The organism is Shewanella sp. Actino-trap-3 (genome assembly GCF_002836275.1).
Lineage (GTDB): Bacteria > Pseudomonadota > Gammaproteobacteria > Enterobacterales > Shewanellaceae > Shewanella > Shewanella psychromarinicola.
In genome coordinates this window covers 4342446-4356007 of the sequence record NZ_PJCE01000001.1, presented here as the reverse complement: position 1 = coordinate 4356007, position 13562 = coordinate 4342446, and the positions used below count along the sequence as shown (strand labels likewise).

Genomic DNA, 13562 nt, shown 5'->3' with positions numbered 1-13562 from the left:
ATCCACAAACATTCATAGTGTGAGCCAACGGGCTCAACCATCATTATACTGTTAGTAATAAAAACTCACGTTCCCACGAACTCACCACGCGTCTAAAGTTTTCAAGCTCCGCTTGTTTTACCGCCACAAAACCCGTGGTAAAGGATTGACCTAAATACTCAATACAAGCATCACTGCTTTGCATCGCCACTAAGGCTTCTTCTAAGGTCAAAGGTAAGCAGTTGTCATTATTTGTTCGGCTATCGTTTGACTTACCTGTCACAGGTGTAGAAGGTTTTAAGTCATCAACCATACCGATATAACCACATAATAAGCTGGCAGCAATCGAGAGATAACAGTTAGCATCCGCACCAGGGATACGGTTTTCAATACGACGATTTTGTGGCGATGATTCAGGAATACGTAAACCACAGGTGCGATTTTCAACACCCCATTCAAGATTTACTGGCGCAGAGGTACCCGGCAAAAAGCGACGGAAAGAGTTAGGACTTGGCGCCATTAACGGTAACAATTCAGGAATGTACTGCTGTAACCCTGCAATATAACTAAGGAATAATTTACTTTGAGTGCCATCTTCTTTGGTGAAAATGTTTTTACCAGTTTTAATATCAAGCACGCTTTGGTGAATGTGCATGGCACTGCCAGGCTCATCGGTAACTGGCTTAGCCATAAAGGTGGCACAAACATCATGTTTTAAGGCCGCTTCTTTCAATGTACGCTTAAAAATGAACACCTGATCGGCTAATGACAATGCATTACCGTGGCTGAAGTTAATCTCCATTTGCGCGGGACCGTCTTCATGGATCAAGGTATCAATATCTAACCCTTGGATTTCACACCAATCATACATGTCTTCAAACAGTGGATCGTATTCGTTAGCGGCGTCGATAGAGAAAGACTGACGTCCTGCTTCTGGGCGACCAGAACGCCCAATAGGCGGCTTAAGCGGTAAGTCATGATCGTCAGAACGTTTGGTGAGATAAAACTCCATTTCTGGTGCAATAACCGGTTGCCAACCTTTATCTTCATAAAGCTTAAGGACTTTCTTCAGCACGTTACGCGGTGATAATTCAATGGGATTGCCCATACGATCATAACAATCATGGATGACCTGAGCAGTAGCCTCAACGGTCCATGGCAACATAAACACCGCATTTTCGTCTGGTACGCAGACAAAATCGATATCAGCATCATCAAGAAGTTGATAATAAATATCCTCATTAATGAAATCACCTGTGACCGTTTGCAGTAACACGCTCTCAGGTAAACGCATGCCTTTTTCTGAGACAAACTTATCCACCGGGGCAATTTTGCCGCGCGCAATCCCTGTCATATCACTAATAACACATTCTACTTCGGTAATTTTTTTGTCTTTTAAAAAAGCGATTAACTTATCCATTTTTATCTCACTTGTGTTGCCGCATGATGTCTACAGGCCTGTCCGAATGCTTCGAAAATTGCAGTATAGAATGCATTTTCGGTTACTTTCCATTCAGGATGCCATTGGACACCTAATGCAAAATTTTTAGCATCTTTAACAGAAAATGCTTCCACTAATCCGTCTGGAGCAAATGCTTCTGGCTGCAACCCCTCACCTAGGCGCTCCACGCCTTGAGTATGAACAGAGTTAACCTCTGCAGTGTCACAGCCCCATGCATCGTGAAGAAGCCCGCCAGCAACCAGATTAACTGGATGCGAAATACCATATTGCACATCTAATGGGGCTTTCTTATCTTCACTGTGTTCAATATATTTACCAACGTCATGTAGCTTCTGATACAAACTGCCGCCGAACACCACGTTCATCTCTTGAAAACCACGACAAATACCGAATACGGGGATCCCTGCATCAATGGCGGCTTTTATCAGCGGTAAGGTTGTTGCATCACGCTTAGGATCGTGATGAGTGCCGTCCTCACTAATAGGACCTTGGTAATGGTGAGGTTCAACATTCGATGGTGAGCCCGTAAAAAGGATACCGTCGAGACGAGCAAGAATAGCGTCAATGGGCAAATCGACACCAAGTGATGGGATCACCAAAGGGAACCCTTTCGCGCCATTGACCACACTCAACAAATATTTTTCACCCACAATGTTAAATGGATGCAGACCAATTTGCTGATTGCACGCTACTACCCCAATAAGAGGAAGACCTGACTGAGACATATCTCACCTTAAGCAAAGAATAGTGATGAACTTATCATTTACGTGTTCATTTTTTCACACACTACACGGATTTTTTTAGCTAGGCAAGAGGATAACTGAGGATAAAAACAATTTTTAATAAAAATTAATTAAAACACTTTAGAAACATACTGATAACTTTAAAATAACCATAATGCCAAAAAAAACTATCTGACTGACTTTGCTTAAATCTCGCCAAAAAATGCGCCAAAATGGGGAGGGAATGCACAAAAAAAGGGAATCTATTGCTTAATATTCTTTACACAAGATAATAATGACATGCTAGGAATACCATCGAAAATAGATGAAACCCTAAAAATCATCAGCGACTAACTCGTTGGGAATAGCCTGATTTATTGATTATCTTACACTATTCCCTTAAGTCGTCGAGTTAGACATAAGCAGTAAAAGCTAAAGTGAAAACCGTTAAAAATCGGCTGAAGTAGTGGCACTCATTAACTGACAAGGCTGTTCAAATGGGTTACGAAATCGATGGGGGTGTTCACTATTAAAATAATAACTGTCACCTTTTTCAAGGATAAACACCTCTTCACCAACAGTCAGCTCAATCTTACCTTCAACGACAATACCGCCCTCTTCACCCTTATGTTGCAGCATTTCAGCACCCGTATCAGCATTGACAGGATAAGTCTCACTCATCACCGACATTGCACGGTTTGGGTAGTCACGGCCGATAAGTTTATACACTAACTCACCGGTACCGATATCCAATAACTCATTACCACGGTAAACCACTTTCTGATCACCAATAGAGCCATCATCAATCGAGAAGAAATCTACCAATGACATCGGGATCCCCGCTAACACTTTTTTAAGTGAACTCACCGATGGACTAACACTGTTTTTCTCAATCATTGAAATTGTACTGTTGGTAACCCCTGCACGCTTGGCTAACTCGCGTTGAGATAACCCTTTCAATTTGCGAACAGCTTTTAGGTTTGCACCAATATCCAAATTCGTTCTCCTAGTAAATGTTGACCCATGACTTGTTATTAAAGTGTTGCAGATTATTAACACTTTAACAAAAAAATGCTAGCGATCAAGCATGATAACTTGCTTAAATCAAAGCAATTGTATTTTACACTAAATAAGTGTTAAATAAAATGCACACCCTAGATGACTTACACTGCATCTGACTATTCATTTAAACGTTATGATTATAATCGCAATCAATAGCTTGGAGTATTTATGCCACGTAAATCCCCGATCCATAGCCAACACTACCCAGACTCCTTTTATGTGGCGACCGCAAAAGAGCTTTATTCGCATCCCAAGCTAACCGAACAGCTAACTGTCGATGTGTGTATTGTTGGTGGTGGATTTAGTGGCATTAATACCGCCATTGAACTCAGACAACGTGGCTACAGTGTCGCATTGCTCGAAGCTAAACGCATTGGCTGGGGCGCCTCGGGACGCAATGGTGGTGAGTTGATCCGTGGGATCGGTCATGACGCCACCCAGTTCCGTAATGAAATTGGCGACGAAGGCGTAAAAGCCATTCAGCAAATGGGTTTTGAAGCGGTTGATATCGTTACCGAGCGCATTGCCGAGCACAAAATCGATTGCGACTTACACATGGGTTATTGTGATTTAGCCGTAAAGCCACGGCACATGGATGATTTAGCGGCAGAATACCAAGATCTGCAAGACCAAGGTTATCAAAAATCAATCAAACTGCTTGATCGTTCACAAATTGGTGAAGTTATCGGTTCAGACTTTTACCAAGGCGCCTTGGTCGATATGGGCAGCGGACATTTACACCCACTTAATTTAGCCCTAGGCGAAGCACGTGTTGCACGTGAACTTGGTGCCCAATTATTTGAATACAGCGCCGCAGAAAAAATCATCAAGGGCAGTAAACCCAAAGTGATCACCGCCGAAGGTGAAGTGATCTGTGACTCTCTGGTATTGGCAGGCAATGGTTATATCGGCAATACATTAAGCCCTTTTCTTGGCGGGAAAGTGTTGCCAACAGGCACCTATTTATTAGCCACTGAACCGTTAACCGAGCAACAATGTGCCAGTGTTATTCCGCAAAATATGGCCTTTGCCGACATGCGTGTGGCGTTAGATTACTTCCATTTATCAGCAGACCGCCGCCTACTCTTTGGTGGTTTATGTACTTATTCAGGTAAAGACCCCAAAAATATTGAAGCTGAATTAAGGCCTAATCTTGAAAAGGTCTTCCCACAATTAAAAGGCATCAAAATTGATTATGAATGGGGCGGCATGATGGGTATCGGCGCCAACCGCATGCCACAAATAGGCCGTTTACCTGACGCAGACAACATCTACTTTGCCCAAGCCTATGCCGGCCATGGAGTGAACGCCACGCATATGGCCGCAAGGTTAATTGCAGAAGCGATTAGCCAGCAGTCACAGCGTATTGATGTGTTTAATGATATTAAGCACATGACCTTCCCCGGTGGGCCCATGTTGCGATCGCCATTGCTGGCAGCAGGGATGTTGTACCACAGAATGAAGGATTTACTTTAGGGTTGATGGATTTGCTGTGGGTTGGCAAAAGGGTCAACCTTTACATCTTTTTATGGCCTACGGCCACTAACGTCGTGGCGCTTCGCCCACACCAGACCAAGAGGAAACCAACGGCTGTTCCCTCTTTACTCTTTATAAAAGAATTGGCCCCTGCCATTCCGGCAACATTTTCGCTATTTACCAAAACAACAGCTGCGAAAAGGTTGCGACAGAAATGAATCCAGCTTTTAACCTCATTTGTCGACTGCTTCGGCCCATCTTATTGTAAAGAGTAAAAATGCTAACGCTTCCGATGGGAGTCTGATGTGAATGGATTCACGAATGTCGTGGTGGCATGGTCAATGATGTTCCCGACATCAAATGACATTCCCCTTGTCCATATGGGTTAGATGCCAAAGAGCGACCTATACCGCGAAAGCTAGCCTGACATCTGATAGGCAGGATGCCTGAATGCCTTGGAGTATATGGTCAATGATATTCCCGACATCACTATGATATTTCCAATATCCATATAGTTCAGATATACGTGAAAGGCCATGGCCAGCTCACGTATTCTTTTATAAAGAGTCTTCAACGACCTCAAGTTCAAAGTTGAATTTGGGCATTTGAAAGCTAAGAACAACTCGTTTTTGGACATAAACGTTTTAGAAAAGCCAGTGTTTCAATTTACTTTTTATAAAAGTTTACCCTGACCTGACGAATCCCCACAAAAAGAACTGAATAAATAAAGAGATAAGTAAAAAAGAAAGGAACATTCATGGCATTTGGTGATCAAATTTATCGCCAAACAAATATTACCACGAGTAAATACCATGAATGCTAAACATGTTTTATCAAAATGCCTCTCACTTGTCACCCCATTAATGCACAAAACACTTCGTACTAGTTTGTTTGCTGCCATTGAAAGCTCAATGAATGGTGGTCCACTTTCTATCACGGGACTCGGCCGTAACATAACGAATAAAGCGAAGGAAAAACATAAGATTAAGCGTGTAGATAGGCTTTGTAGTAATGCTAATATTCATCGTGAAATCGAGTGTGTCTATACTCGAATGACACATTTGTTAGTGGGTAAAATGAAGCAGCCAATCATTCATATCGACTGGTCAGATCTTGATGACCGAAAGCAGCATTTTCTCATTCGAGCATCTCTTGCCGCTCGAGGACGTTCACTGACACTTTATGAAGAAATACATCCACTAAACAAAAAAGAGAAGCCTAAAACCCATTTACTCTTCCTGACTCAACTTAAGGCTATGCTACCCAATGACTGCAAGCCTATTATCGTTACTGACGCAGGTTTTCGGATCCCTTGGTTTAAGCAAATATTGTCGCTTAACTGGGATTACGTAGGTCGATTTAGAAACCGAACACACTGCAAAAAATGCCTTGTGGATGACTGGTATCCCGTTAAGCAACTCTATGTTCAAGCAAGTGCTAGGGCCAAAAGTCTCGGCGTTTACTTGTTAGGTGAGAAAGTGTCTTTTAAATCACGCTTAGTTATTTTTAAGCGCAACGCAAAAGGTCGAAAAGATAAAGTGGCCACAGGTGACAAAGCTAGACGGAGTAAACAGTCTCGTGCAAGTGCAGAACGAGAAAAAGAGCCTTGGCTACTAGCGACATCACTATGTAATTCAAGTGCTACCGCTAAAAGGGTCGTTAAAATTTATGCGACAAGGATGCAGATAGAAGAGAGCTTTAGGGATGTCAAAACGGGTTTGAAAATGAATGAGAGTGGCTCAAGGATTATGCATAAACTAAGCGTATTGCTACTCATCGCCTGTCTATCTCAATTTATATTGTACCTGCTAGGATTGGCAGTCAAAGCGGCTGATAAGCATAGGCAATACCAAGCAAATTCGATCAAACATCGTAATGTTTTATCAAACCAATTTATAGGATTAAGAGCCTACAAAGATAAGTCTTTGAGGCTGCTGAAGTCTCACTGGCAAACAGGGATCAAGACGCTACAAGATTTAATCAAGGATCCACAAGCATGCTATTAAATTCGTGGGGATCCCTCAGACCCTGACCCCACTAAATTCACTTAAAGGCACCAGCTAAAGACAGCATCGTGGCGATATAACGACAAATAGGGTCATCTGACCCTATTATTCTGCTACACAGGTAAGGGTAAGAACAGCTCTTTTGCAATTTGATGAACCATACCTTGAACCTGTTGCTTCAATTTATCCCCCACTAAATTGTGATTACCTGAATGAAAGGGGGGCTGAGGATCATATTCAAGCAGTAACTCGATGGTCATGGCATGCTGGTCTCCCGCGATTTCAGCTATCAAAGTTAAAGCAAAATCCAAACCTGCGCTGATCCCTCCGCCACTGATCCGGTTTCGATCTTTAACGATACGCTGATCGACGTAATTGACACGATTATAACGCTTGAGGGACTCAGCATAAGCCCAGTGCACTGTTGATTTATAGCCGTCTAACAAGCCTGTTTCAGCTAAGATAAGGGCGCCTGTGCAAACAGATGTCACGTACTTAGCCTGTTCCCCTGCGGCGCGTAGAAAACTGATAACTTGCTCATCTTGAATCTGCCCAATAGGATTCGCACCACCCGGAACGATTAACACATCGATCCGTGGACAGTCAGAGAAACCATAGTTGGGCAACAGAGCAACATTGGCATCAGAGGGTAAAGGCTCAGAGGATTTTGCAAAGGTAAAAGTGTTGAACAACTGGCATACGGCCAATACCTGCAATGGCCCGTATGCATCTAACATCGTCATGCCGGGGAAAAGAAAGATACCGATATTCAGCTTTTCAGGATCTAAACGAGCGGAACTAGGAGAAGTCTTATCTTTTGATTGTGCCATTACACTTGCTCCTAAAAGGCTGGTGCTGGAAGCCGCTATCAAGCTAGTTTTAACAAAAGTGCAACGATTCATCGATGAGTTCATGGAGTCTTCCAATACTGGTTATTGATGCACTCATATTGCTGGATCCCATTGTCATTCAACAGGAACAAGACGGCAGATAAGTACCATATGGAACAATTGACCCAAAAGGTTCCATTTTACTAACTTTACTCTCCCTATATGTTGCTTAAGCATTAAGAAACCCTATACTGATAGTCCCATTTTTTATCGTAATGACATCGATATCAGAGCCCTCCTATGCCAGAGTCTATCAAAATCAACCGCTCTCACAGTCGCATACAGCAGGCCCTAATTGAGCTACTAAAAGATAAAGACTATTGCGATATAACAGTGGCAGAATTGATTGAAAAAGCTGATGTTGGGAAAACCACCTTTTACCGTCACTATGAACGTAAGTTAGATGTTTTTCTTGCAATGCACGATTCACTCTTCGATTCACTTTTTCAGGATTTAACCGCTCGAGAGGATTGGCTAAGCTTGAGCCCTCGACCGTCAGTTATCACTATGCTGAGCAGAATTAGCGTGCAGAGTCGTTTCCGTCGATCTATGTCTTATAAGCTTGGCAATGATGCACCACAAGCTCATCGTAAATTGAAGCAAAATTTAACAAAATTTATCGAACAACGACTGACCTCAGCATTTGATACTGATGATTTCATCATCGCCTTACCCAGTTTGGCAAGCACCCTTGCTGCCATATATCTGGATTTCATCACCCAGCTTTTTAATGACCCTCTATCTTCTTCAGTAGAAGAGAAGGCTGTCTCATTACAACGTTTAACTCATGCCAATCTAAGAGCGGCTATCGAAGATTAAAGAAACCGAATACTCCGATCAAAGATACAGATATCAACCTCAATTCAAGCTTTAATACCTCAATACAAAAATTATCGTAATCAAAAAAAATGCCACCCATTTTTTAAGTAGAGCGTAATCTCAGTCTGTTATTTACATAATAAAGAGTAACATTCCAAGTGTTCGGGCTTGTTCAACACTTGGGATAAGGACGCGGCTTCGCGCGGCCTATCCTTATTTGTATACGTTTTTTTGATTAGCCATTGTTTTGGCTTTTGATAAAGCCCACCAACCTATAAATATACTCATAACAATACGAGCAGGAAAATAAACTAATGCGGATAAATTAAACAACCATAAAACTATGCTTTCAGGTAAAACATAAAATGCGAGTTGCTTTACCCAATAAATGACGGGGACATAATCGTGAAGAAAATCATTGACCGATATGTTTAATAAAACCCAATCATTTGTAAAGTTAATCCAAAGTGCATATATGCCTAAAGCACCATCACCAAAACTGCCAACAATAGATGACCAGCCAAGAATTAATAAAAAATAGCGCATAAACTCTCCGGGGTTCATAAACGTATAACGAGCCTGTAGAATTACTCGTTTTAAATATATTTTTATTAATGAACAAACGATATCTGAGTTTCTATTTTGATTCAATCATTTAGTCTGGAGGGTAATAATATTTAAAACAGTGAACTTATGAGGGTTTTATTGCGGTATCGGTGAGGTTTTAAAGGCCTTTTTAAGGTTAAATAGAGTTTCCCATTACTTAGTGAATCTTGCAAAAATATGCCACTCATTTTTTAAAGTACCAAAGGATCTGGAAAGCGTCAGGCAGCAATCTTTATTATAAAAGAATTCACAATAAGAGAGGCTCATCTGTGTTAGGGCGAAACTATACTATGCTGAAACTTCCCTGTTTTTAGGAAACTTTTAACTTGCCTAATCACTTCGTCATTTCGCATAAGAAATGGGTGAGAAACGGGGAGAATTATGTGATCAGCCATCCCTTCCACCTTTGTGTTCTCGACTGACACCTTACCGTCATCAGGATTTGGAAGCATTTGAGAAAGTATTGGGTTAATAGTTGAACTGCCTGCTATTATTCCTACTGGATAGGTGACCGCCCCAAGTAAGTTTGGAACACTTGTTTTATCAGTACTTAATTCCATACCCGCCGGGCCATTAATAAATTCAAAACCTGGAACATTTTTTAGTTTATCAACAACCTCACTTCCTTTATTCGGCGGACCTAGCATTACCACACGGCCTAGGCGTTCTAGTTTGTTATCGCTTAAATATTTACGTAACACAATCCCACCAAGAGAATGTGTCACAAAATTTATGATTACGTTAGGTTTACATTGAGCTATAGCATTAGGAAGGTAATCTGTGGCTATACTCTCAATATTATGCTGCGTTGATGGGTAGTCAAAATTCACGACGGTATAACCTGCCTCTTTAAGCTTCGTCTCCATTTTATTCATAGAGCTATCGGAACGAGCCATCCCATGAAGTAATACAACACACTCTTCAGACATAGAAAAAGAACTCCATAAGTACAAAATGAAACAAAATAATATTATTTTCATACGCCATTCTCAATATTGCGCCCTAACACTTGGGATAAGAACGCGGCTTCGCGCGGCCTATCCTATTTGTTATGTTTCTCCTACTACTCAGAATGCGCTTTTCCATTGTTGAGTATCGATAAACCAGCGCTCCTCATAGATTTTTTCATCATCAAACTTGAATAAAACTGACAGCTGAGAAGCAGTAATTTTATCGGATTTCCATTCAACGATCGAGACAACTTCTCTTTCCCCCTCTATTTGCCTAAGTTCCGTGATTTCGAAACCAGGAGGAAGGATTGAATCAAGACCATTCAAGGCAGATCGAAACTCCTGTCGCCCTTCCAAAATATTGACTTGGCCGGGCATAATGAATTTCATTTCATCAACATAATCTTTAACTAAGGCATCAAAATCACCAGTGCCAACGGCTTCCCAACCACGCTGTACTATGTCAGCTAATTTCATTGTATATTCTCCTAAAGTAATTAATACAAATTAACTATAGAAGGTATCCACTAATTGTGAGCGAGCAGTGAAACATAACGTTTTAGTATTTATGCGTTGCGCTGTTTGCAAGGCGTAAATCGCTTGTTGGACTTGGCCGATGCCGAGTCCAGATTAATCGGTACACTTTATGCTATAGGAATGTGCTTTTTTTGATGCTAGCTCTGAGCTGTAGAGCAGTTTTAAACAGAATATATTGCGTAATTTGTATGTATTCCATTGAAATTCCCTTGTCATTGTAGTGTTCCATCACATATTTTTAAGTCTAGCTGATTCAATGAGGATAATACACTCAATTGAAGCCTCCGTTGGCTCCGCGCAGCGGCTTAGTTCAACGCCGTTTTAAGCGGCAAATTGCAGTTGGCTAAAATAAGTGAGGCACGAACAAAAAGCCAACTGTAATTTGTCTGACTTGAAAACCCTTGTTAGGCATTTTGCCTTTTGATTGATTCGGATAACTCACAAATCAATGTTGCCGCTTGCTCTGTTGTTAAGAAGTCTTTCTTCGCACAAGATTCCACAACATCCATTAGAGCCCATTCAGGTAATTCACCTGATGAGATTGGATCAAAACGCCCATCGCCACTCCACCAAGACAGGCGTACAGATTTTTCTATAAAATCATATTTTTCACCTGCACTAGAGTTTCCTCCATCTTTTGGAATAGCGAACTCAATTTTCACAACTCCTTCTTCGGAAGGTCTCTCATATCTAATTGTTTTGGTGCTAGAACATACTTTCATGTAAACCCTTATCCTTGTTGATTTTCTTGTTAGCTTACGATTTTCTCGAAACGTAAGATCTTAGCCAAGTATCAAAGACAGCAACACCATCATTTATGCTAGAAGTGAAATCACAATTTTTGGGATTTTCACCCATATAATTAATGACATACTTTTCTTTGATACGTTCCTCTTTAGTTTTCCAATCATCTTGCTCAGGGTCTTCGTACCTTCTCAACATGTCTTGGATACTAACGAGTAATTCTGCTCTGCGCTCCCTAAGTTCAGAAATTTTATTTTGATGTTCTGAACCCCACTCGACAAGTGCTTCAAGGTTTTTCTCTTCTAATTTAATAAATGCTAAATCTAGTTTTTTGAAACGTTCTTGATAAACATGAGCAGTGCCTTTGTGTTTAAATTCTTTTTTCAAATGACCCGAATTTGTAATCATATCTTCAGGGTATTCGTACGTGAAAATGACAGGGTTTCGTACATGTTTGAAGCCTTCTCTAACTTCGTATACACATCGCAATACATCTTTGGCTAATTGGTATTCTGACTTTCCTTTGAGCTCTTTTTGCCAAGTGCCCAATCCTTTGTATGCAATACATGCAGCACCAAACGCTGAACAAGCAACAACTATGTCTTTTACCATGGGTAACCAATCACAACTCATTTTGAATCCTTTCACCAAACTTTGATAAGTAAGATAACGCCTTGCTAAGAGGAAAATAATGGTTGGCTATAATCGCGAAGCGATGGCCAACTGTTATTTTTCCTTTTAAGCAACTTGTTATATTTTTTAAGCAACTTCTGCTGCATGGTAATTTGATAGTGACTCTAATATTTTGATGAGGTTTCTTAAGTTACCTTCAGCGGTAGCCCTAGACACACCAAAAGTTAATTCTTCTTGTGTTTTAGGGTTTTGAAGATCAAGGTTTATAGCATCAATGGTTTTATCTTTAATTTTTGAAATTGCTGAGCGATCATCAAAGCTTTCTAAATTATTAGTTGTATAATGTTTTAATAAATAGCCAAAATCATGAACTAAATTTCCATTTATTGATAAGCCCATGCGCGCATCAAAGTCTATGCTATTTTCTAACGCAACCTTCTTAAGTTTTCTACCCTTGAAAAATGACACTAAACTCTCCTAAAAATAACAGCGTATTAGCGAGAATTCCGATAAACATCCTGAGAAGCTCACCAAAACTCAACATCCATACTACTTTAATTATTAATAATTTTAGTAACTTATCAGCTTAAATAACCCAAATCAATCACCTTTGAGTCTAGGCAAAAGCGAGAATTTAGATAATCGAGAATAATACAAACTCGTTATGTAGAGCAGATATATTAACAAAATCAGCTAATTCAATTAGATAGAATTATCCTTTAGGTAAAACCGAGAATTTTCGCAATTACATAACGAGAAACAACACTGTTGTTTTAACACAAATGAATTATAACTGTGTAAAACACAGTGTGCTGTCAAAGATTTTATGATGTTCATCGTAGATAGATTTACATCAAAATGGTGCTTTCATAAATTAGAAATAAATACGTTTGAGCAGAGCTAAAATTGATTTTCCTAACAAACTTTGGTCGGATAAGCGGCACCTGTTACCAAGTGCCGCTCTCCTAAGAACCGTACGTGCAACTTTCACTGCATACGGCTCAAGCCTCCACTAAGGCGTACTATGTTACCCGGTAACCACAGGGGTTACCTTTGCAATACTCACTCGAAGCTTTGATACTTTCTGCTCCATGACTTTCCAATCTTTGGATTATCGTTGAGCAAAGCAAGGAGAGGCACTAACTTCAATCGAAGTCATCATTTGCGTTTCTCCATTAACAAAGTTCTTTTAATTTTCTTGCAACGGAGACCAGCTGGAAGTGGGCTCACTTTCGTGCCAGACACAAGGTCTGTATCTGCATCATTACAATGCAGCATTGGCTTTCTCCAGCCTCCTTTACCTGCACCACTATCGGCTATCTTCACAGATAACTTTCCCAATGGGAGCGATTCAGGCTTACCGTGTTCCGTATGAAGCGTAATGTCAGTTTAGATGCCCACTCTAGTGCGAAGAGCTATATGATCACGAAAGAGCATTGCCCAATCTCTTTCCAGCTCTCGTTGCCTTTTGGCCACAGCGTATAAACCACTTCCGCTGCTTCTCGTATAACGCACCTTTCGTGGATTCACATATGTTCATCATACTGACTCCCTAGCACTCACCCGATTGTGGTTATCAGGAAGAACGTCCTCTCACGATTCTGTTCCCGTCCAATGGACTTCGTTACATTGTCTGGCTCGCTACTTTATTCAGAGCCATAGGGTCATCTGGTGAT

At 40.8% G+C, this 13562-nt stretch carries 13 protein-coding genes; 3 read left to right on the top strand and 10 right to left on the bottom strand.

What is annotated here, in order from left to right:
• Positions 1–43: 43 nt before the first annotated feature.
• The 3 genes from CXF80_RS19090 to CXF80_RS19080 form a co-directional block, all read right to left on the bottom strand.
• A complete protein-coding gene (locus CXF80_RS19090) occupies positions 44–1399 on the bottom strand; it encodes a glutamine synthetase family protein (protein WP_101034467.1) in 1356 nt (451 codons plus the stop codon).
• 2 nt (positions 1400–1401) lie between these two features.
• Positions 1402–2166 (bottom strand): gamma-glutamyl-gamma-aminobutyrate hydrolase family protein, encoded by a 765-nt coding sequence (locus tag CXF80_RS19085; RefSeq protein ID WP_101034466.1) that lies wholly within the window; start codon positions 2164–2166, stop codon positions 1402–1404.
• Between the two features lie 444 nt (positions 2167–2610).
• Positions 2611–3159, bottom strand: coding sequence for a cupin domain-containing protein (locus CXF80_RS19080; protein WP_101034465.1), 549 nt, complete (start codon positions 3157–3159; stop codon positions 2611–2613).
• A 234-nt stretch (positions 3160–3393) separates the two neighbouring features.
• Here CXF80_RS19080 and CXF80_RS19075 point away from each other — a divergent pair, with 234 nt between their 5' ends.
• Positions 3394–4701, top strand: a complete 1308-nt coding sequence (locus CXF80_RS19075) for an NAD(P)/FAD-dependent oxidoreductase (RefSeq protein ID WP_101034464.1) — start codon at positions 3394–3396, stop codon at positions 4699–4701.
• Positions 4702–5513: 812 nt separating this feature from the next.
• Positions 5514–6707 carry an IS4 family transposase gene (locus CXF80_RS19065; protein ID WP_101034659.1) on the top strand — a complete coding sequence of 398 codons (1194 nt, stop codon included), beginning with the start codon at positions 5514–5516 and terminating at the stop codon, positions 6705–6707.
• 113 nt (positions 6708–6820) lie between these two features.
• Here CXF80_RS19065 and CXF80_RS19060 read toward each other — a convergent pair whose 3' ends face one another.
• Positions 6821–7621: a DJ-1/PfpI family protein gene (locus CXF80_RS19060; RefSeq protein ID WP_232772180.1), complete on the bottom strand. Its 801-nt coding sequence runs from the start codon at positions 7619–7621 to the stop codon at positions 6821–6823.
• Positions 7622–7837: 216 nt separating this feature from the next.
• Here CXF80_RS19060 and CXF80_RS19055 point away from each other — a divergent pair, with 216 nt between their 5' ends.
• The gene (locus CXF80_RS19055; RefSeq protein WP_101034462.1) at positions 7838–8416 is read left to right on the top strand and encodes a TetR/AcrR family transcriptional regulator; all 579 of its coding nucleotides are present in this window, start codon (positions 7838–7840) and stop codon (positions 8414–8416) included.
• 213 nt (positions 8417–8629) lie between these two features.
• Here the strand turns inward: CXF80_RS19055 and CXF80_RS19050 are convergent, their stop codons facing one another.
• The 6 genes from CXF80_RS19050 to CXF80_RS19020 all read right to left on the bottom strand — a co-directional run bounded on the left by CXF80_RS19050 (position 8630) and on the right by CXF80_RS19020 (position 12354).
• Complete coding sequence (locus tag CXF80_RS19050; protein WP_101034461.1) at positions 8630–8962, bottom strand: hypothetical protein; 333 nt, start codon at positions 8960–8962, stop codon at positions 8630–8632.
• A gap of 332 nt (positions 8963–9294) precedes the next feature.
• The gene (locus CXF80_RS19045) at positions 9295–9951 is read right to left on the bottom strand and encodes an alpha/beta hydrolase (protein ID WP_157822266.1); all 657 of its coding nucleotides are present in this window, start codon (positions 9949–9951) and stop codon (positions 9295–9297) included.
• Positions 9952–10089: 138 nt separating this feature from the next.
• Positions 10090–10449, bottom strand: coding sequence for a nuclear transport factor 2 family protein (locus CXF80_RS19040; RefSeq protein WP_101034460.1), 360 nt, complete (start codon positions 10447–10449; stop codon positions 10090–10092).
• A gap of 464 nt (positions 10450–10913) precedes the next feature.
• Positions 10914–11231 carry a hypothetical protein gene (locus tag CXF80_RS19030; protein WP_101034459.1) on the bottom strand — a complete coding sequence of 106 codons (318 nt, stop codon included), beginning with the start codon at positions 11229–11231 and terminating at the stop codon, positions 10914–10916.
• Positions 11232–11265: 34 nt separating this feature from the next.
• A complete protein-coding gene (locus tag CXF80_RS19025; RefSeq protein ID WP_101034458.1) occupies positions 11266–11886 on the bottom strand; it encodes a hypothetical protein in 621 nt (206 codons plus the stop codon).
• 126 nt (positions 11887–12012) lie between these two features.
• A complete protein-coding gene (locus CXF80_RS19020) occupies positions 12013–12354 on the bottom strand; it encodes a hypothetical protein (protein WP_101034457.1) in 342 nt (113 codons plus the stop codon).
• Positions 12355–13562: the final 1208 nt, after the last annotated feature.

Coding starts and splice junctions, on each gene's coding strand:
- CXF80_RS19090 (WP_101034467.1), bottom strand. CDS start 1,399: ATGGATAAGTTAATCGCTTTTTTAAAAGACAAAAAAATTACCGAAGTA.
- CXF80_RS19085 (WP_101034466.1), bottom strand. CDS start 2,166: ATGTCTCAGTCAGGTCTTCCTCTTATTGGGGTAGTAGCGTGCAATCAG.
- CXF80_RS19075 (WP_101034464.1), top strand. CDS start 3,394: ATGCCACGTAAATCCCCGATCCATAGCCAACACTACCCAGACTCCTTT.
- CXF80_RS19065 (WP_101034659.1), top strand. CDS start 5,514: ATGAATGCTAAACATGTTTTATCAAAATGCCTCTCACTTGTCACCCCA.
- CXF80_RS19060 (WP_232772180.1), bottom strand. CDS start 7,621: ATGAACTCATCGATGAATCGTTGCACTTTTGTTAAAACTAGCTTGATA.
- CXF80_RS19055 (WP_101034462.1), top strand. CDS start 7,838: ATGCCAGAGTCTATCAAAATCAACCGCTCTCACAGTCGCATACAGCAG.
- CXF80_RS19050 (WP_101034461.1), bottom strand. CDS start 8,962: ATGCGCTATTTTTTATTAATTCTTGGCTGGTCATCTATTGTTGGCAGT.
- CXF80_RS19045 (WP_157822266.1), bottom strand. CDS start 9,951: ATGTCTGAAGAGTGTGTTGTATTACTTCATGGGATGGCTCGTTCCGAT.
- CXF80_RS19040 (WP_101034460.1), bottom strand. CDS start 10,449: ATGAAATTAGCTGACATAGTACAGCGTGGTTGGGAAGCCGTTGGCACT.
- CXF80_RS19030 (WP_101034459.1), bottom strand. CDS start 11,231: ATGAAAGTATGTTCTAGCACCAAAACAATTAGATATGAGAGACCTTCC.
- CXF80_RS19025 (WP_101034458.1), bottom strand. CDS start 11,886: ATGAGTTGTGATTGGTTACCCATGGTAAAAGACATAGTTGTTGCTTGT.